The organism is Noviluteimonas caseinilytica (assembly GCF_018406605.1).
GTDB lineage: Bacteria > Pseudomonadota > Gammaproteobacteria > Xanthomonadales > Xanthomonadaceae > Noviluteimonas > Noviluteimonas caseinilytica.
Window position 1 is genome coordinate 1,775,322 of sequence record NZ_AP024545.1, and the last position, 18,770, is coordinate 1,794,091.

Annotated in this window: 14 protein-coding genes; 7 read left to right on the plus strand and 7 right to left on the minus strand. The window is 69.5% G+C overall.

From position 1 onward, the window contains the following. Positions 1-21: 21 nt before the first annotated feature. Complete coding sequence (locus tag LYSCAS_RS08700; protein WP_213433527.1) at positions 22-4,626, minus strand: EAL domain-containing protein; 4,605 nt, start codon at positions 4,624-4,626, stop codon at positions 22-24. A 73-nt stretch (positions 4,627-4,699) separates the two neighbouring features. Here LYSCAS_RS08700 and LYSCAS_RS08705 point away from each other — a divergent pair, with 73 nt between their 5' ends. Next, positions 4,700-5,248, plus strand: coding sequence for a UPF0149 family protein (locus LYSCAS_RS08705; RefSeq protein ID WP_213433529.1), 549 nt, complete (start codon positions 4,700-4,702; stop codon positions 5,246-5,248). Position 5,249: 1 nt separating this feature from the next. Then, positions 5,250-6,587: an aminopeptidase P N-terminal domain-containing protein gene (locus LYSCAS_RS08710; protein ID WP_213433532.1), complete on the plus strand. Its 1,338-nt coding sequence runs from the start codon at positions 5,250-5,252 to the stop codon at positions 6,585-6,587. A 645-nt stretch (positions 6,588-7,232) separates the two neighbouring features. Here LYSCAS_RS08710 and pepQ read toward each other — a convergent pair. From pepQ to rph, 6 genes are all read right to left on the minus strand, one after another. Continuing rightward, positions 7,233-8,555 carry a Xaa-Pro dipeptidase gene (gene pepQ, locus LYSCAS_RS08715; RefSeq protein ID WP_213433534.1) on the minus strand — a complete coding sequence of 441 codons (1,323 nt, stop codon included), beginning with the start codon at positions 8,553-8,555 and terminating at the stop codon, positions 7,233-7,235. A gap of 59 nt (positions 8,556-8,614) precedes the next feature. Next, positions 8,615-8,965 (minus strand): PilZ domain-containing protein, encoded by a 351-nt coding sequence (locus LYSCAS_RS08720; protein WP_213433536.1) that lies wholly within the window; start codon positions 8,963-8,965, stop codon positions 8,615-8,617. Continuing rightward, positions 8,962-11,490: a DUF1631 family protein gene (locus LYSCAS_RS08725; RefSeq protein WP_213433538.1), complete on the minus strand. Its 2,529-nt coding sequence runs from the start codon at positions 11,488-11,490 to the stop codon at positions 8,962-8,964. Before LYSCAS_RS08725 ends, LYSCAS_RS08720 begins: the two co-directional genes overlap by 4 nt. 99 nt (positions 11,491-11,589) lie before the next feature. Next, the gene (gene hemW, locus LYSCAS_RS08730) at positions 11,590-12,750 is read right to left on the minus strand and encodes a radical SAM family heme chaperone HemW (protein WP_244858487.1); all 1,161 of its coding nucleotides are present in this window, start codon (positions 12,748-12,750) and stop codon (positions 11,590-11,592) included. Between the two features lie 7 nt (positions 12,751-12,757). Then, positions 12,758-13,357 (minus strand): RdgB/HAM1 family non-canonical purine NTP pyrophosphatase, encoded by a 600-nt coding sequence (gene rdgB, locus LYSCAS_RS16005; protein WP_244858489.1) that lies wholly within the window; start codon positions 13,355-13,357, stop codon positions 12,758-12,760. Beyond that, on the minus strand, positions 13,354-14,088 hold the full coding sequence (rph, locus tag LYSCAS_RS08735) for a ribonuclease PH (RefSeq protein ID WP_213433543.1): 735 nt from the start codon (positions 14,086-14,088) through the stop codon (positions 13,354-13,356). The genes rdgB and rph overlap by 4 nt, the downstream gene beginning before the upstream one ends. A 68-nt stretch (positions 14,089-14,156) precedes the next feature. Between rph and LYSCAS_RS08740 the strand changes: the two genes are divergently transcribed. The 5 genes from LYSCAS_RS08740 (at position 14,157) to LYSCAS_RS08760 (ending at position 18,768) form a co-directional block, all read left to right on the plus strand. Further along, positions 14,157-15,017, plus strand: coding sequence for a YicC/YloC family endoribonuclease (locus LYSCAS_RS08740; RefSeq protein ID WP_213433545.1), 861 nt, complete (start codon positions 14,157-14,159; stop codon positions 15,015-15,017). Between the two features lie 5 nt (positions 15,018-15,022). Further along, positions 15,023-15,649, plus strand: a complete 627-nt coding sequence (gene gmk, locus LYSCAS_RS08745; RefSeq protein ID WP_213433547.1) for a guanylate kinase — start codon at positions 15,023-15,025, stop codon at positions 15,647-15,649. Between the two features lie 98 nt (positions 15,650-15,747). Beyond that, positions 15,748-16,047: a DNA-directed RNA polymerase subunit omega gene (gene rpoZ / locus LYSCAS_RS08750; RefSeq protein ID WP_213433549.1), complete on the plus strand. Its 300-nt coding sequence runs from the start codon at positions 15,748-15,750 to the stop codon at positions 16,045-16,047. 102 nt (positions 16,048-16,149) lie between these two features. Then, positions 16,150-18,339, plus strand: coding sequence for a RelA/SpoT family protein (locus LYSCAS_RS08755; RefSeq protein WP_213433550.1), 2,190 nt, complete (start codon positions 16,150-16,152; stop codon positions 18,337-18,339). 45 nt (positions 18,340-18,384) lie between these two features. Next, a complete protein-coding gene (locus LYSCAS_RS08760) occupies positions 18,385-18,768 on the plus strand; it encodes a RidA family protein (protein ID WP_213433551.1) in 384 nt (127 codons plus the stop codon). Positions 18,769-18,770 lie beyond the last annotated feature (2 nt).

The following is an 18,770-nucleotide window of genomic DNA, read 5'->3' on the forward strand; positions in this document are numbered from 1 at the left end:
GGGGCGGGTCAAGGCGCGCGTTCAGGGAATGACGGCGGCGTTGAGGTCCGGCGCCCAGGTCCGGATCAACCCGAGGCAGCGATGCGCGTCCAGCGGGGGCGAAAGCCAGTAGCCCTGGATCTCGTCGCAGCGGTGCGCGCGCAGGAACAGCACCTGCGCCTCTTCCTCCACGCCCTCGGCCACCACGTTCAGGCCCAGCGAGTGCGCCATCGTGATGACCGTGCTCGTGATCGCCTCGTCGTCCGCGTCGCGCGTGAGGTCGCCGATGAATTCCTTGTCGATCTTCAGCGTCGTGATGGGCAGGCGCTTGAGGTAGGCCAGCGACGAATAGCCCGTGCCGAAGTCGTCGATCGCCAGCTGCACGCCCAGGTCGCGGATGGCCTGCAGCGTGGCCGCGGTCTGCGCCGCGTTGCCCATGACCACGCTCTCGGTGAGTTCCAGTTCCAGGCATTCGGCCGGGACGTCGGTTTCTTCCAGCACGCGCGAGACCACGCTGGGCAGGTCGCCGCGCAGCAACTGCAACGCAGACACGTTGACCGCCATCGTCAGGCGATCCAGCCCGTGCGCACGCCAGCGCTTCAAGGTGTGGCAGGCCTCGCGCAGCGCCCACTCGCCGATCTCCAGGATCAGCCCGCTTTCTTCCGCCAGCGGGATGAACTGCGTCGGCGGGATCTCGCCGTATTCCGGGCTCGTCCAGCGCAGCAGCGCTTCCACGCCGGTGATGCGCGCCTGCGGTAGCGACAGCTTGGGCTGGAACACCAGGCGCAGCTCATTGCGATCGAGCACCTTGCGCAGCGCGGCGGAAATCGTCGCGCGCCGCCGGATCGACACTTCCATCGACTCGGTGTAACGCATGTAGATGCGACGTCCCGCGGCCTTCGCCTGGTACATCGCCGTGTCGGCGTGCTTCAGCAGGTCGGTCGGCACCTGCGCGTTGTCGGGATACAGGCTGATGCCGATCGACGGGGTGATCGCGACGTCCTGGTGGTCGTCGATGTCGAGCGGCGCTTCGAACGAAGTGATGATCTCGCGTGCGATCTTCTCCGCTTCGTCCGCGGTGTCGATGTTCTCCAGCACGACGGTGAACTCGTCGCCGCCCAGGCGTGCGACGGTGTGCTGCGGCCCCACCGTCTGCTGCAGGCGCGCGGCGGTCGCGCGCAGGATGCGGTCGCCGGCCGCGTGGCCGAGCGAATCGTTGATGTCCTTGAACCGGTCCAGGTCCAGGAACAGCACGCCGATGCGGCTTTCCTGGCGGCGCGCGCGCACGATCGCGCGCGACAGGCGCTCGGACAGCAGCGCGCGGTTCGGCAGGCTGGTCAGCGTGTCGTAGTTGGCGAGGTAGCGCAGTTCCTGCTCGGCGCGCTTCTTGTCGGTGATGTCGCTCAGCACCGCCACGTAATGGCTGCGCTGGCCCACCGAGTCGAGCACCGCGCTGCTTTCGATCCAGCACAGGAACTCTTCGCCGTCCTTGCGCTGCTGCCACATCTCGCCGGACCAGCGCCCGTTGCGCACCAGCTCGGTCCGCATCTGGCGATAGAAGTCCGGATCGTGCTGCGCGCTGTCCAGCAGGCTCGCCGACTTGCCGAGCACTTCGGTGTCGCCGTAACCGCTGATGCGGCTGAAGGCCGGGTTGACCGACACGAAGTGGAACTCGCGATCGAGCACCGCGACCGCCTCGTTCATGCTGCGCAGCACTTCGCTCGCGATGCGGCGTTCGCGCTCGGCGGTGCGGCTGCCGGAAATGTCGCGCGCCGTGCCGGCCACGCGCAGCGCGCGCCCTTCCGGCGAACGCTCCACCACGCGGCCGCGCGCACGCACCCACGTCCAGGCGCCCTTCGGCCCGCGCACGCGATGCTCCGACAGGAACAGCGGCGTCTCGCCGCGCACGTGCTGCTTCAGGCGATCCAGCACGCGCGGCAGGTCGTCTTCGTGGATCTCGTGGCGCTGTTCCACTTCGGTCTGGATCGCGATGTCCGGCACGCGCGCATCGCCTTCGTGCGTGCGCATGCTGCGCAGCTCGCCGTGCGCCATGTCGTAGTCCCAGAACAATTCGCCCGACGCCCACAACGCCAGCTTCAGGCGTTCCTCGCGATCGCGGATCTGCGCGAAGTACTCGCGCTCGCGCCGGCGCCGCTGCACCAGCAACGACGCGAGCGCACCCAGCACGAGCACGCCGAACAGCACGTAGGCCGCGATCGCCAGCGGATGCCGCCACGGCGGCGGCGCGACGTGCACCGGCACGCGCAGTTCCTGCGGATTCCACACACCGTCGCGATTGGTGGCCTGCGCGCGGAACAGGTAATCGCCCGGCGGCAGGCGCGTGTACGTCACTTCGGATTGCGCGCCGTTGTCGATCCAGCCGCGGTCGAAGCCGTCCAGGCGATAGCGATAGCGGATGCCGGCGCCGACGTTGTCGAGCGCCCCGACGCGCAGGCGCAGCATGCCGGCGCTGGGCGGTACGTCGACGCGCGTGGCCTGCCACAACACATCGGCATCGGCCGGCGCGGATGCATCGGTGCGCGCCGCGAGCAAGCGGATCGGCGGCAGGTACGCGCTGTCGTGCACGAGGCGCGGATCGAACAGGTTCAGGCCGCGCACGCCGCCGAACAGCAATCGCCCATCGCGCAGGCGCAGCGCCGCGCCGCCGTTGAATTCGAGATCTTGCAGCCCGTCGCCCAGCCCGAACTTGCGCACCTGCGCGCGCGCCGGATCGAAACGCATCAGCCCCGTGTCGGTGCCGAGCCACAACAGGCCCTGCGGCGATTCGGCGATCGAGAACACCACCGGCACCGGCGCCTTGCCCATCGCCGCGGCGAGCGGATGGTCGAAGCCGATCGTGTCGCCGTGCTCGCGCACGCGGCTCAGGCCCGAATGCGAGCCGATCCACAAGGTGCCGTCGCTCGCTTCGAGCACCGCCCGCACCAGGTTGCCCGCGAGGCTGTCGGGCGCATCCGGGGAATGCCGGAAGCGCCGGATGCGGCCCGTCGCCGGTTCGACCAGGTCGAGCCCGTCGCTCGTGCCCGCCCACACGCGGCCGCGCCGATCGATGCGGATCGCGTGCACGTGGTTGGGCGTGGTGGCGCCGTTGAAGGTGCGCACTTCGCCCGTCATCGGGTCGTAGTGCAGCAGGCCGACCGACTGCGTGCCGAGCCACAGCGTGCCGTCGCGATCGCGCGCGATCGTGCGCACCGCCAGTTCCGGGTATTTCGGCAGCGGCACCGGCGTGACGTCGCCGGTTTCGGTATCCAGCGTCGCCAGCCCGCGCGTCGAACCCAGCCACACGCGGTGCGCATCGGCCGGCACAAAGGCCATCGCGCGCAGGATGCCGCCGGCCGGGCTCGGGGGGAACGCCGCGGGGAACGCCGGCATTTCCTCGAACCGGTCGCCCGACGCGCTGGCGCGGATCAGCGCGCCGCCGTCCGTGCCCAGCCACCACTCGCCGGTCGGGTCTTCGTAAATCGAACGGATGCTGTTGCCGACGGCGACCGACACCCGGTCGTCGGCCGGCGTGGTGGCGAGGTAGCGGAAGCGCGCGCCGAGCGGATCCACCACCGACGGACCGCGGAACTGCCCGCCGATCCACATCGCGCCGCTGCGATCGAGCATCAGCGTGTTGATCGCGCTCTCGGGCAGCGCGCCTTCCATCGTGGATTCGCGCACGGCTTCGGCGCGGCCCGTCGCGGGATCGAAGCGACGCAGGCCATCGCCGTAGACCGACACCCACAGGCGATGGTCGGGCGCTTCGGCGATCGCGCGTACGTCGGACGGGCTGGCATCGCCCGCCGCCGGCCAGGCGCGCACGAGGCGGCGGCCGCCGTCCTGCATGCGGAACAGGCCCTGCGGCGTGCCGGCCCACAGGCGACCATCGCGATCGAAGGCCAGCGCGCGCACTTCGCCGGCCGTCTCGATGCGCTCCATGCCGCCGCGCGGCCCGATGCGGTGCAGGCCGGCCGCGCTGGCGAACCAGATCGTGCCGTCGCGATCGCGGAGGAGGGTCTGCCACGGCGATGCGGCCACGGCGGAGGCATCGAGCGCGAGGACCGGCTGGATGCGGCCGGTCTTCGGATCCAGCGTCACCAGGCTGTCGCCGGTGCCCACCCACACCCGGTCGCCCGCCGGCAGCACCGACAGCACGCGCTTGCGCGCGCCGACATCGGCGATGGGGAAGCGGCGGATGTGCCCGTCGTGCAGGTCCAGGCGCGCGACGAACTCGGAATACGTCCCCACCCACATTGCGTCGCCGCCCTCGAGGGCGAGGGCGGTCACGTAGCTGTCGGGGAGGCTGGCCGGATCGCTGGGATCGTGGCGGAAGAGCTGGAAGCGCTGGCCGTCGTAACGGTGCAGGCCGCCTTGCGTGGCGACCCAGACGAAGCCCTGCGGATCCTGGACCATCGCCGTGACGCTTTTCTGCGCCAGGCCCCGGTCGCTGCCCAGCGAGCGGAAATAGAAATCACGCGTCGCCGCGAACGCCGTCGCACCCGCACCCGCGCACAGCACCGCGACGAGCAGGCCCGTGCCGAGCGTGCGCAAAGCGGCCGCGCGGGAAAACACCGCAGGGCGGTTGGGTCGATGACGGTCGGGGCGCACGGGCTCCGCATCCCAGGGCGTGCCCGCAGTGTAGGCCACGGCCGGCCTCGCGCAACAAGCTGCCGGCACGTGCCCGTTGATACACTGCGCGCGCCCCGCCAGGAGTCGCGCAGTGTCCGATGTCGAGTTGCCGAGCTGGACCGCCGTCCACGACGCCGTCGCAGGCCTCGGCCTGGCGGTCACGCCCGCCGAACTGCACGGCGCATTGAGTGGTTGGTTCGCCGGCGGCGGCGCGGATGCGCCCGACTGGCTCGCGCAGGTGATGGCCGATCCCGACCTCCCGCAGGTCCCGCGCGACACCCCGCTCGACACGCTGCGCGCCGCCAGCCTTTCGCAATTGTCCGATCGCGGCTTCGGCTTCGAACTGCTGCTGCCCGCCGCCGACGCCACGCTCGGCGAACGCAGCGGCGCGCTGTTCGACTGGTGCCGGGGCTTCCTCGGCGCGTTCGGCCTGGCCAGCGGCGCCAACCCGCCGCTGTCGGAAGAAGGCAGCGAAGCGCTGGCCGACATCGCGCGCCTGGCCACCGCCACCGCGCAGGACGACGGCGACGACGACGATGAAGAAGCGTTGTCGGAGATCGAGGAATTCGTGCGCGTCGCGGTGTTGCTGATCCACGGCGACTGCGTCCTCGCGCCGGCCCATCGCCAGCAGTTCAACTGACATGCCCGCGGCGTCGAAGTCCCCGCGACCGCTTGCGCTCCCGGTGTCGGCGTTCGCGCGCCGCCGCAAGCAACTGATGCGCATGGCCGGCGACGACGCGATCCTCGTCCTGCCCGCCGCCGCCGAACGCATCCGCAGCCGCGACACGCATTACCCGTACCGGCAGGATTCCGACTTCTGGTACCTCACCGGTTTCCCGGAACCCGAAGCGGTGCTCGTGCTCGTGCCGGGCCGCGCGCATGGCGAAGCGATCCTGTTCTGCCGCGAACGCGATCCCGACCGCGAAGCCTGGGACGGCCCGCGCGCCGGCCAGGAAGGCGCGGTCGAAGACTTCGCGATGGACGATGCGTATCCCATCGCCGACCTCGACGAAATCCTGCCGGGCCTGCTCGAAGGCCGCAGCCGCGTGTACTACCACTTCGGCCGCGACGCGGAGTTCGACCTCAAGCTGATCGGCTGGCTCAACCGCGTGCGGGCGCAGGCGCGCATGGGCGCGCAGCCGCCGCACGAATTCCTCGAACTCGGGCACCTGCTCGACGAGATGCGCCTGTTCAAGGCCAACGACGAAATCAAGCTGATGCAGCGCGCCGCCGACATCAGCGTGCAGGCGCACCAGGCCGCGATGCGGATGTCGAAGGCCGGCGTGCGCGAGTACGAACTGCAGGCCGAACTCGAACGCGTGTTCCGCGCCAACGACGCCGAGCCCGCCTACGGCAGCATCGTCGGCGCCGGCGCCAACGCATGCGTGCTGCATTACCGCGCCAACAACGCGACCGCGCGCGCAGGCGACCTCGTATTGATCGACGCTGGCGCGGAATACCGCAACTACGCCTCCGACATCACGCGCACGTTCCCGGTGGACGGGCGCTTCACGAAGGAACAGCGCGCGCTGCACGATCTCGTCGGCGATGCGCAACGCGCCGCGCTGGCCAAGGCGATGCCGGGCGTGGCGTACGACGCGGGCCACCAGGCGGCGGTGGAAACATTGACCGAAGGCTTGCTGCGCCTGGGGTTATTGAAAGGCCGCCTGGAAAAATCGATTGCCGACGGCGCGTATCGCCGGTTCTATCGCCACAAGACGGGGCACTGGATCGGCCTGGACGTGCACGATGTCGGCGAGTACCGCATCGATGGCGAATCGCGTTTGCTCGAGCCGGGCATGGTCTTCACCATCGAACCCGGCCTGTACGTCGCGCCGGACGACACGAGCGTCGCGGCGAAGTGGCGCGGCATCGGCATCCGCACGGAAGACGACGTGCTGGTGACGGCGAACGGCCCCCGCGTGCTGACCGACGCGTTGGTGCGCGACGCCGACGCCATCGAAGACTTCATGGGATAGCGCTTTGACGCGGGCGCGCCAAAGCGCTCCCAAAGTTTGCTGCGCAAACTTCGGGCCCCGACCCTATGCACCCACATTCCCCCGCGCTGTCGCGCCGCCCCCTTTGACTCAAAGGGGGCTCTCCATCAATGGGTATCGACGCAACTTCGCTTTCGCAAATTCTGTTGCGCAAGCAAAGCTTGAGCAGCGAAATGCCAGTAGAGACGCTCTGCTTTCCCAACCCGAAGCCGTAGCCAGCACGTATCGGTGAGGCGCACCGCACGCCGAGCCAATCCCGCCCAGCCGCCCATGGATGGGCGGCGCCGTTGCTCGCAGCCAGGGATGGCGAGGCAGCGGAGCGGGATTGGCTGGGCGTGCAGTGCGCCGTCCGTCCGAACCAGTTGTGTTCGCCAGCAACCCAGACGATCCGGTGCAAGGCGCTACCCCTACGCAGCGTCGCAACGCTCCGGTCGCGAAGCGCTTCGACGTGATGAGGGCCTATAGGTCCGTACAGTGCGCCATGGATGGCGCACGGCCGGCGTCTTGCGGCTGGACGCATCGCAAAACGACGGGGGAGGACCTATAGGCCCTCATCGCGGCGGAGCGCCGGGCCGGAGGAGGTTGGACCTCGCTGCTGGCTCCCCGCCTTCGCGGGAATGACAAGCATCAACCCGCCGCAAACGCCTCGCGCGTCAAATTAAACGGCGCATCGTCGGTGCACACCACGTCGTCCTCGATGCGGATGCCGCCGAACGGACGGAACGCATCCACGCGGCCCCAATCCACGCTCGGCCCCAGGCCGCGATCGCGCAGCTGTTCCAGCAGCATGTCGATGAAGTAAAGGCCAGGCTCGATCGTCACCACCATGCCGGGTTGCAGCGTGCGCGTCAGGCGCAGATAGGGATGGCCTTCCGGCTTGGGCAGCGTGCCGCCGGCGTCGGATTCGGCGAAGCCCGCCACGTCGTGCACCTGCAGGCCGATGCCGTGCCCGATGCCGTGCGGGAAGAACGCCGAGCTCACGCCCGTTTCCACCGCCACTTCCGGCGACACCGTGATCAACCCGAACTCGCGCAGGATCCCCGCGAGCGACAGGTGCGCATCGAGGTGCAGCTGGCGATAGTCGAAGTCCTTGCGCACCTGGTCGCACATGCGCAGCTGCGCGCGGTCCACCGCGTCGATCAGCGCCTGGAATTCATCCGACGTGTCCTGCGAATACGTGCGCGTGATGTCGCACGCATAGCCGGCGTTGCTCGCGCCGGCGTCGATGAGGAAGCTGCGCACGGGCCTGGGCGGCAACTTGTCGCGATCGGTGTAGTGCAGCACCGCACCGTGTTCGTTGAGCGCGACGATGTTGCTGTAGGGCAGGTCGTTGGCATCCTGGCCCGCGGCCTGGCAATACGCCATGTGGATGCCGAACTCGCTGGCGCCGGCGCGGAACGCACGCTCGGCCGCGCGGTGCGCGCGCACGCCGATGCGGCTGGCGCCGCGCATCATCTCGACTTCGTACGCGGTCTTGAACGCGCGCTCGTATTCCAGGTACGCCACCACCGCCGGCGGATTGTTCGGCACGAACTCGCCGAGCGCACTCTGCGGCTCGCCGAGGATCGCGCAACGCGCGGCATTCTTCGGCAGGTGCTGCAGCGCTTCTTCCGGCGTGCGGATCACCACGACGTCCATGTGCTCCGTCCACGCACCCGTCGGCGTGCCCGGCACGACGTGCCAGTAATCGAACGGCTGGTGGTAGATCACCTTCGGCCGATGGCCGGGCACGTACACCAGCCAGCTGTCCGTCACGCGCACCAGCGGCACCCACGCCTTGAACTGCGGGTTCACCGCGAAGGGATAGTCGCGATCGTCGAACACCTGGTAGTGCAGGCGGCCGCTCGGCACCACGAGCGCGTCGAAGCCGCCGCGGTGCAGCGCCTCGTCGGCGCGCCGCTTGAGCATGTAGAGATGATCGGCGTAGAGCGCGGGCAGGTCGGGGCGCATGTGCGTGGCTCGGCGACACGGGGGACGCCGATTGTGCCGCAGGCCGGGGGAATCCGCCTTTATTCGAACTGACCGCCGGGCCCGTCGATCCAGTCGCGCAGCTGGCGCATGTGCTCTTCCGGGACCGTGATGAAGCGGAAGCCCGTCCAGCGCTGGCCCGAGGCGTGCGCCGCGTCCTGCCACAGCAGGTGCGCGCCCACTTCCAGCGGCGTCTCGCGCCCGTGCGCATCGTTGAGGTTGAAGCGGAACTGGTACAGCGCGTCCTCGACCAGCGCCGCGTTGGCCATCAGCAGCATGCCGGTCTCCGACAGGTTGCCGAGACGGCCGACCACGCTGTCGACCATCGTGTCCACCACCATCACCGTATCGGGCACCTTGCGGCGCCGCGCACGTCGGAATTCATCGATCACGCGGTGCCCTCCTGGGGTGCCTGGCCACTGCCGGCGAAGCTGCGCAGCGCGCCGAGCGCGGCCTGCCATGCGCGGTCGACCATGCGGCCCTTGTCCGCGGTGACCACGTGCGCCTGGCCCATCGACATCATGCGCGCGAGGCTGTCGAGCGACTGTTCGCCCACGCGCTGGCCGCGCTGGTTGACGAACAACGCGTTGTCGGTGACCGGGCTGAACCACGACAGGCGCCGCCGCACGCGATCGCCCTGCTGGTTGCTGACGAATTCGAACCACGTGCCGAAGGGCAGCGTGCGCAGGTGGTCGTAGGCCGCCTGCTCGTCCTTCGTGCGCGGCGGGAGCTTGGGCTTCGGTGCATCGGTGTCTTCGCCCAGGCGCGCACGCGCCTTGAGCTTCATCGCCAGTTCGGTGCGCGAGGCCGGATCGTCTTCTTCCTCGCCGATGCCCGTGGTCAGGCGGCGCGCGATCGCGGCGGCTTCGTCGGCGTGGTAGCCGACCTGCACCAGCGACCCTTCGATCTGTTCGGCGAGCTTGCCGTCGGTCTGCGTGCCGCCCTTGCCGGTGGCCGCGACGATCTGCTGCGTCGCCTCGACCTGGCGATGCCACTCCTCCGACTCTTCGCCATGGCGCAGCGAGGTCAGCGTGAGGACGTCGGACCAGGCCTGGTTGAGCAGCGCGCGCACGAACTTCGGCAGGCGCTGGTCCTTGACCGACGCCTCGATGACATCGTTGGCGCGGCGCTTGGCGAGTTCGAGCTTTTCCTTGCCGCGCGCGGCTTCCACGTGCCGGCGCTCGGTGACTTCGGCCTTGCGCGCCAGGTGCTGCAGGTTGGTCTGCAGTTCGCGGTTGGCGGTGTCGAACGCCGCCGGGTCTTCCTTGAAATGCTGGACGACGTGTTCGACCGCGTTGCGCAGCGAATGCACCAGTTGCGGATCGACTTCCTCGTCGCTCAGCCAGTTGGCGCCGGATTCGGCGACCGCGTTGAGCAACTGGCGCGCCGGATGCTGCTGGCGCACGAAGAACGCGCGATCCTGCAGCGCCACGCGCAGCAGCGGTACCTGCAGGCGGCCCAGCAGGCCGACCGCGGGCGTGTCGCGCCGCACTTCGCGTTCGATCTGCGAATACAGCATGCCGAGCAGTTCGAAGGCGTCGTTGTCTTCGCGCGCGAACTGCGCGCCCTTGCCGTGCAGCTGGCGCGACTGCGCCAGCAGCGTCTGCTTGATGTCGAGCAGGCTGCGCGGGCTGCCCGTGGGCGAGGCCGCGGTGATCGGCATGCCGTCGAGCGCGCCGAGCAGATCCTTGGTATCGAGTTCCTGGCGCACGCGTTCGGGCTGGGCCGGACGCAGCTTGCCGATCAGGTCGCGGCGGCCTGACAGCAATTGCTGCAGCAGCGCGAAGGCGGCCTGTTCGTCGTAGGGCTCGTCGTTGGCGTCGGTCTCGCCGAGCCACGCCGTGTGCGGACGCGGGCCGCCGTCGCGTTGCGAGGCGTGGCCGCCGCGGCGCGTGCCTGCGGATCCACCGCCACCACCGCCCGCGTGACCGTCGCCGCCATCGCCACCGTCCGCGGCATCGCCGGAACGCCGGCCACCCGCGACGGCACCGCCACCGGACCCACCACCACCGCCACCACTTCCGCTGCCACCAGCACTCGCGCCACCACTTCCGCCTTGGCCGCCGCCGTGCGAATGACCGCCACCGCTGCCGCCATCGCCCATGCCGAGCCCGATGTTGGCGGGCGCTTCACCGCGCGGGCGACCGCGCTCGTCGCGCGGCTTGGCGCGCGAAGGATCGGGGTTCTGCAGCACCGGCCGCACCCGGATCGGCACGTACGCCAGGCTGGGCAGGATGCCGTCGCGCTCGAGCAGGGCGTTCATCGTCTCGGCGATCTGCGAGAAGTGCTGCATCACCACGCGATCGTAGGTGCGATACAGCAGCAGCCGCGCCTCCATGCCGATCTGCAGCGAACCGGCGGCCTCGCGCAGGATGCGGCCGAGCATCTGCGGACCCACCGGCAGGCGCTCGGCGTCGAACGCCGGCTGGCCCGCCAGCACGCCGAAGCGCTGGCCGAGCAGGTGGAGGGGCAGGCTGGCGCGGGATTCGTGCCGCAGCGCGACATCGCGCAGCACCGAGTCCTCGTCCATCGATTCGTCGTCGACCAGCGCCAGGTTGCGGAACGACGGGCCCTGCGCGCCGGTGACGCCGAGGCGGCTGGCCGTGCGCGGATCGCGGATGCCGGCGAGCGCGGCTTCCAGGCCCATCAGGTAACGGGGCACGAGGTCCGCGCGATTCAGGCGCAGCGTGCGCAGCGTTTCCATGTGCGCGGCCTGCATGCCCGGGTTGCGCGCATGGTCGGCGAGGCGGAACAGTTGCTGTTCCATCTCGTTGAGCATCGACGACAGATGGCGTGCCATCTCGTCGGACACGAGGCTGAGGAGGTGCTCCAGCACGCGACGCACCCGGCGCGGAAGATTGGCCGAGGCGAGGGTGGGGGGTGCGTGGGCGCCGGGCAGGTCGAATGAAACGGGCATCGGACGCTCGCGCGGTACGTTCTTCGCTTCTTATCACGCCCATGAGGCCCGCGGCCAGCCCCGGTCCACATTCGGAGGCGAATGGCGGTGGCGATCGGCTCAGTCGGCGAGGAACAACCCGACCACGTCGTTGTTGAAGCGCCGCCCCAGTTCGGTCGGCGCCACGTGGCCGGACGGGTCGATCGTCAGCCAGCCGCGGTCTACCGCGGCGTCGAGTTGCGGGGCGATCGCCGCGCGCGCCAGCCCCGTGCGCGCTTCGAAGGCGTCCAGCGCGAAGCCTTCGTGCAAGCGCAAGGCATTGAGCATGTAGTCGAACGGGAGGCGTTCGGCCGACAGGCGTTCGTCGCCGCCGATCGCGCCGGGATGGCCCGCCTGCACGAGATAGTCGGTCGGATGCTTGACCTTCCACCGGCGCAGCACCGATTGCTCCGCCCCCAGCGTCAGCTTGCCGTGCGCGCCGGCGCCGATGCCCAGGTAATCGCCGAATCGCCAGTAATTGAGGTTGTGCGCGCACTGCCGGCCAGGCTTGGCGTACGCCGACACTTCGTAATGCTCGAAGCCCGCTTCGGCGATGCGCGCCTGGCAGGCCTCCTGGATGTCCCAGCTCGCGTCTTCGTCGGGCAGGCCCTGCGGCGGGCGGGCGGCGAACACGGTGTTGGGTTCCAGCGTGAGCTGGTAATGCGACAGGTGCGTGGGTTCGAGCGCGAGTGCGCGTTCGACATCGTGCACGGCCATCTCGAGCGTCTGGCCAGGCAGCGCGTACATCAGGTCGAGGTTGAAGTTGTCGAAGCCCGCGTCCTGCGCCAGCTTCACCGCCGCGACGGCTTCGCGGCTGTCGTGGATGCGGCCGAGGCGTTGCAGGCAGCCGTCGTCGAAACTCTGGATGCCGAAGCTCAATCGGTTCACGCCGGCGGCGCGATAGCCTTCGAAGCGTCCGTGTTCGGCCGTGCCGGGATTGGTTTCGAGCGTGATCTCCAGACCCGGCGCAAAGCGCAGCCGCGCGCTGGCCTGCTGCAGGAACGCATCGATCGCCTCGGGCGGGAACAACGACGGCGTGCCGCCGCCGAAGAACACCGAGTTGACGACGCGTCCCCACGCGAGCGGCAAATCCTGGTCGAGGTCCGCGATCAACGCATCGACATACGCGGCGAACGGCAACGCGCCGCGCTGCTGGTGCGAATTGAAATCGCAGTACGGGCACTTGCGCACGCACCACGGCAAGTGGACGTACAACGACAGCGGAGGCGTGGCGAGCGACATCGGCGCCTCAGAGTTCGTGCAGGCGCGCCCGCAACACCGACAGCGCGAGGCCGCGATGGCTGCGCGCGTGCTTGGTGTCGGCGTCGAGTTCGGCGGCGGAGCGTCCCAGCGCGGCGTCGAGGAACACGGGGTCGTACCCGAATCCGCCATCGCCGCGCGGCGCGTGCAGGATGCGGCCCGGCCAGCGGCCTTCGGCGATGATCGGTTGCGGATCGTCCGCGTGGCGCAGCAGCACGACGACGGCGTGGAAGTGCGCGGTGCGCGCGGCATCGGGCACATCGCGCAGCGCTTCGAGCAACTTGGCGATGTTGGCCTGCGCATCGCCATGTGTGCCGGCGTAGCGTGCCGAATACAACCCCGGTGCGCCGCCGAGCGCATCGACGCACAACCCCGAGTCATCGCCGAGCGCGGGCAGGCCGGTGGCGCGCGCGGCATTGCGTGCTTTCAGCAGCGCGTTCTCGACGAAGGTCAGTCCGGTTTCGTCGATGTCGTCGACGCCGAACTCCGATTGCGCGTGCAACGACAAGCCGGTGTCGGCGAGCAGTTCGCGCAGTTCCACCAGCTTGCCTGCGTTGCCGCTCGCCAGGACGAGGCGCTTGCCGCTCACGGCCGCGGTCCGTCCAGTGCCGCGCGCTGCGCGGCGAGCAGCTCGGCGATGCCCGTTTCGGCCAGGCCGAGCAGCGCATCGAGTTCGTCGCGGCGGAACGCGTGGCCTTCCGCCGTGCCCTGCAACTCGATGAAACCGCCGCCGTCGTTCATCACGACGTTCATGTCGGTGTCGCAGCCGCTGTCTTCCGCGTAATCCAGGTCCAGCACCGGCACGCCCTGGTAGATGCCCACCGAGACCGCGGCGACCGCGCCGTGGATCGGATCGCGCGTGAGTTCCTTGCGGGCCTGCATCCAGCGCACGGCATCGACCAGCGCGACGTAGGCGCCGGTGATCGCGGCGGTGCGCGTGCCGCCGTCGGCCTGCAGGACATCGCAGTCGAGCGTGATGGTGCGTTCGCCGAGGGCATTGCGGTCCACGCAGGCGCGCAGCGCACGGCCGATCAGCCGCTGGATCTCGAGCGTGCGCCCGCCCTGCTTGCCGCGCGAAGCCTCACGATCGGACCGGGTGTGGGTGGCGCGCGGGAGCATCCCGTACTCGGCCGTGACCCAGCCTTCGCCCTTGCCGCGGAGGAACGGCGGGACCTTGTTGTCGACGCTGGCCGTGCAGAGCACGCGGGTCTGGCCGAAGGAGACGAGGACGGAGCCCTCGGCATGCCGCGTGTAGCCGCGCTCGATGGTGACGGCGCGCAGCTGGTCGGGCATGCGGCCGCTGGGGCGCACGACGGGCATGGGCATTCCGGAAAAATGGGGGCCGCTAGATTACCATCCGCCTCCCGTTGCCCCGCCTGGACGTGCACGTGATCCGCAGCATGACCGCCTTCGCCTCCGGCGAACGCACCACGCCCTGGGGCACGCTGTCGTGCGAAGTGCGGTCGGTGAACCACCGCTTCCTCGAGATCGGCGTGCGCATGCCGGACGAACTGCGCGTGCTGGAACCCCAGCTGCGCGAACGCGTCTCCTCGAAGATTTCCCGCGGCAAGGTCGAACTGGGCCTGCGCCTGCGCGCGCCCGAAGGCGGCGAAGCCCTGCAGATCGACGCTACCGTGGTCGAGCGCCTGTCCACCCTGGCGCAGGACCTGCAGGCGCGCTTCCCGTCGATGCAGGTGGGTTTCACCGAATTGCTGGCGTTCCCGGGCGTGCTCGGCACGCGCGCGACCGATCCGGCCGCGCTGCACGCCGCTACCCTCGAATTGCTGGACACGGTGCTGGCCAACTTCGTCGCCGGCCGCGAACGTGAAGGCGCCGCGCTGTCGGCCGCCATCAGCGAACGCGTGGACGGCATCGCGCGCATCGCGGGCGAAGTCCGCGCGCTGGTGCCGGACATCCGCGCCGCGCTGCGCCAGAAGCTCGAACTGCGCCTGTCCGAACTCGCCCAGCCCGTCGATCCGGGCCGCTTCGAACAGGAACTGGTACTCGGCCTGCAAAAGCTCGACGTCGACGAAGAACTGGACCGCCTGGAAAGCCACGTCGCCGAACTGCGCCGCGTGCTGGGCCAGCGCGAGCCGGTGGGCCGCCGCCTGGACTTCCTGCTGCAGGAGTTCAACCGAGAAGCCAACACGCTGGGCAGCAAGTCGGTCGATGCCCGCACCTCCGCCGCGGCGGTGGAACTGAAGGTATTGATCGACCAGGTCCGCGAACAGATCCAGAACATCGAATGACCACCATGCGCGGCACCCTCTTCATCGTGGCGGCGCCTTCCGGTGCGGGGAAATCCAGCATCGTCAACGCGTGCCTGGCCCGCGACCCGAACATCTGCCTGTCGATCTCGTTCACCTCGCGCGCGCCGCGCCCGGGCGAACGGCACGCCGAGCACTATCACTTCATCGATGCCGCGCAGTTCAAGCAGATGGTCGCCGACGGCGACTTCTTCGAGCACGCGCTGGTGCACGGCGACTGGAAGGGCACGGCCAAGCAATCGGTCGAACCGCAGTTGGCCAGCGGCAAGGACGTGCTGCTGGAAATCGACTGGCAGGGCGCCCAGCAGGTACAGAAGCAGGTGCCCGACGCGGTGAGCATCTTCATCCTGCCGCCGTCGCGCGATGCGCTGGAGCAGCGGATGCGGGCGCGCGGGCAGGACAGCGAAGAGACCATCCAGCGCCGGCTCGCCGCCGCGCGCGAGGAGATGTCGCACTACGACGAGTTCGACTACGTCATCGTCAACGAGGACTTCGCGACCGCCGTGGCCGAGATGGGCGCGATCTTCGTGGCCAGCCGCCTGCGCCGTCCGCTGCAGCAGGCGCGCCACGAGGGCCTGATCGCGGCGCTCCTGGACGAGGCCGGTTCAGCCTAAGCGCTTGATTTTCCAAGGACACGCTTGCGCCCGGCGCAGGCGCGCCCCTACAATCGCGCCCCTTCTGTTCTAGCCAGGCCGCAAGGCCCCGGAGCCCCATGGCCCGCATTACCGTCGAAGATTGCCTGGAAGTGGTCGATAACCGCTTCGAACTCGTGATGATGGCCGCCAAGCGCGCGCGCCAGCTCGCCAATGGCGTCGAGCCCCGCCTCGACAACGCCGAAGCCAACGACAAGCCCACGGTCCTCGCCCTGCGCGAAATCGCCGCCCGCATGATCGACCTCGAGTTCATCGATGCCGTCGACAAGTCCGAGCGGGAGCGCAAGGAACGCGAGGCGCTGGAATGGGCCGCAGCCGAAGTGGTGGCCGACGACGACATGTCGAAGGGCGACGACTGAGGCCGCTGCTCCACCCGAGATCGAAAGGCCCCGCTTGCGGGGCCTTTTTCGTTCCGGGCCCGTGGTTTGCCGCTTCGGGCCCGCACGCGTAGGCTCAGTCGCATGACCCCGTCGCAGCCCGCGCACCTGCTCGCCGAACCGCCCGTCGCGGCGGTGCCCGAGTACGTGCTCGCGCTGGAGAAGGCCGCCAACTACCTGCCGGCCGACCAGGTCGTGTTGTTGCGCCGCGCCTGGGCCGTCGGGGCCGCGGCCCACGTCGGCCAGACCCGCAAGTCGGGCGAGCCCTACATCACCCACCCGGTGGCGGTGGCGACGGTGCTGGCCGAGGAACGGCTGGACGTCGAAACGCTGATCGCCGCGATCCTCCACGACACCATCGAAGACACGCCGCTCACGCGCGCGGCGATCGCCAACGAATTCGGCGAAACCGTGGCCGACCTGGTCGACGGCGTCACCAAGCTGGACAAGCTCCACTTCCGCGACCGCCAGGAAGCCGCCGCCGAAAGCTTCCGAAAGATGCTGCTGGCGATGGCGCGCGACCTGCGCGTGATCCTGATCAAGCTCGCCGACCGCCTGCACAACATGCGCACGCTGGGCGCGCAGAATCCCGAAGCGCGCCGCCGCATCGCCGCCGAGACGCTGGAGATCTACGCGCCCATCGCGCAGCGCCTCGGCATGAACCTGATCAAGGCCGAACTGCAGGACCTCGGCTTCCGCGGCCTGCATCCGTGGCGCCACGCGGTCATCGAAAAGCGCATCCGCATGCAGCCGGTGGTGCGGCGCGAAGCGCTCACGCAAATCGAAGCGCGCATGGCGCAGCGCCTGACGAAGGAAGGCTTCTCGTATCGCCTGGTCGGGCGCATCAAGTCGCCGTGGAGCATCTACAGCAAGATGCGCGCGGAAGGCAAGACGCTCGACCAGCTGATGGACGTGTTCGGCTTCCGCATCGTGGTGCGCACCGTGCCGGAGTGTTACCACGCACTCGGCGTCGTCCACACCGCGTTCAAGCCGCTCGACGGGCGCTTCCGCGATTTCATCGCGATCCCGAAGGCCAACGGATACCAGTCGCTGCACACCGTGTTGTTCGGGCCGTACGGCTCGCCGATCGAAGTGCAGATCCGCACGGAAGAAATGGACCTGATCGCCGAGCGCGGCATCGCGGCGCACTGGTCGTACAAGCACGGCGGCGATGCGCCCAACAGCGCGCAGAGCCGCGCGCACCAGTGGATCGCCAACCTCGTCGAATCGCAGCGCGCCACCGGGTCGTCGCTGGAGTTCCTGGAAAACGTCAAGGTCGACCTGTTCCCGGACGAGGTGTACCTGTTCACGCCGAAGGGCGCGATCCTCTCGCTGCCGCGCAACGCCACCGTGCTCGACTTCGCCTACGCGGTGCACACCGACGTCGGCAACAAGGCGGTCGCCGCGCGCGTGGACCGCACGCTGGTGCCGCTGCGCACGAAGCTGGTGAGCGGGCAGACGGTGGAGATCATCACCGCCAAGTCCTCGGCGCCGAAACCGCAGTGGCTGGAGTTCGTGGTCTCGGGCAAGGCGCGCACCGCGATCCGGCACCAGCTCAAGCACCTGGAACACGAAGACGCGGTGCAGCTGGGCCATCGCATGCTCGATCGCGCACTCGAAGCACTGGACACCTCGCTCGACCGCCTGCCGCAGCAACGCCTCGACACCTATCTTTCCGAACACCGTTACCCGCGCCTGGAAGCGCTGCTCGCCGACATCGCGCTCGGCAACCGCATGCCGTCGCAGGTGGCCCAGGTCCTGGCGCGCGCCGCCGCCGACCGCACCGACGCGGACACCGACGACCTGCTCGCCGCCGCGCGCGCGCTGCAACCGACGGACCTCATCCTGATCACCGGCAGCGAACGCGGCGTGGTCACCTTCGCCAACTGCTGCCTGCCGATCCCGGGCGACGACATCATGGGCTACCACACCGCGGGCCGCGGACTGGTGGTGCATCGCCTGGAATGCCCGAACGTCGCCGAGCTGCGCAAGTCGCCGGAGCGCTGGGTGCCCGTGGGCTGGGACCGCGAGGTCACCGGCGACTACCAGGCCGCGCTGAAGATCGAAGTGGACAACCGCCCGGGCGTGCTCGCGCAGGTGGCCGCCGCGATCGCGCAGGCCGAATCCAACATCGACCGCGTCGAATACGTGGAGCGCGACAGCAACATCAGCGCGATCCGCTTCTCGATCGAAGTGCATGACCGCAAGCACCTGGCCGACGTGATCCGCCGCGTGCGCCGCCTCGGCGTGGTGCACGGCGTGCAGCGCCTCTAGCGCCGCGCTTACACTGGCGGCCTCGCATTCCCGGGGGCTTCGCCCATGCCGCGCCAACCCATCCACTCCGAACATGCCCCCGCCGCCATCGGCCCGTATTCGCAGGCCGTGCGCAAGGGCGACACCGTGTACCTGTCCGGCCAGATCGCGCTGGATCCCGGCACCGGCCTGCTGATCGAAGGCGACATCGACGCGCAGGCGCGCCGCGCCTTCGACAACCTGCGCGCGGTGTGCGAAGCGGCGGGCGGTTCGCTCGACGACGTCGTGCGCCTGGGCCTGTACCTGACGGACCTCGACCAGTTCGCCCGCGTCAACGCGGTGATGGCCGATTACTTCGAAGCGCCGTATCCGGCGCGCTCGACGATCGGCGTGGCGTCGTTGCCGCGCGGTGCGGCGTTCGAGGTCGACGCGATCGTCGTGCTCGATTGATC

Excerpts from the sequence above, each read along its gene's own strand:
- LYSCAS_RS08710 (WP_213433532.1), top strand. The coding sequence starts at position 5,250 with ATGCCCGCGGCGTCGAAGTCCCCGCGACCGCTTGCGCTCCCGGTGTCG.
- pepQ (WP_213433534.1), bottom strand. The coding sequence starts at position 8,555 with ATGCGCCCCGACCTGCCCGCGCTCTACGCCGATCATCTCTACATGCTC.
- LYSCAS_RS08725 (WP_213433538.1), bottom strand. The coding sequence starts at position 11,490 with ATGCCCGTTTCATTCGACCTGCCCGGCGCCCACGCACCCCCCACCCTC.
- hemW (WP_244858487.1), bottom strand. The coding sequence starts at position 12,750 with ATGTCGCTCGCCACGCCTCCGCTGTCGTTGTACGTCCACTTGCCGTGG.
- rph (WP_213433543.1), bottom strand. The coding sequence starts at position 14,088 with ATGCCCGTCGTGCGCCCCAGCGGCCGCATGCCCGACCAGCTGCGCGCC.
- gmk (WP_213433547.1), top strand. The coding sequence starts at position 15,023 with ATGCGCGGCACCCTCTTCATCGTGGCGGCGCCTTCCGGTGCGGGGAAA.
- rpoZ (WP_213433549.1), top strand. The coding sequence starts at position 15,748 with ATGGCCCGCATTACCGTCGAAGATTGCCTGGAAGTGGTCGATAACCGC.
- LYSCAS_RS08755 (WP_213433550.1), top strand. The coding sequence starts at position 16,150 with ATGACCCCGTCGCAGCCCGCGCACCTGCTCGCCGAACCGCCCGTCGCG.
- LYSCAS_RS08760 (WP_213433551.1), top strand. The coding sequence starts at position 18,385 with ATGCCGCGCCAACCCATCCACTCCGAACATGCCCCCGCCGCCATCGGC.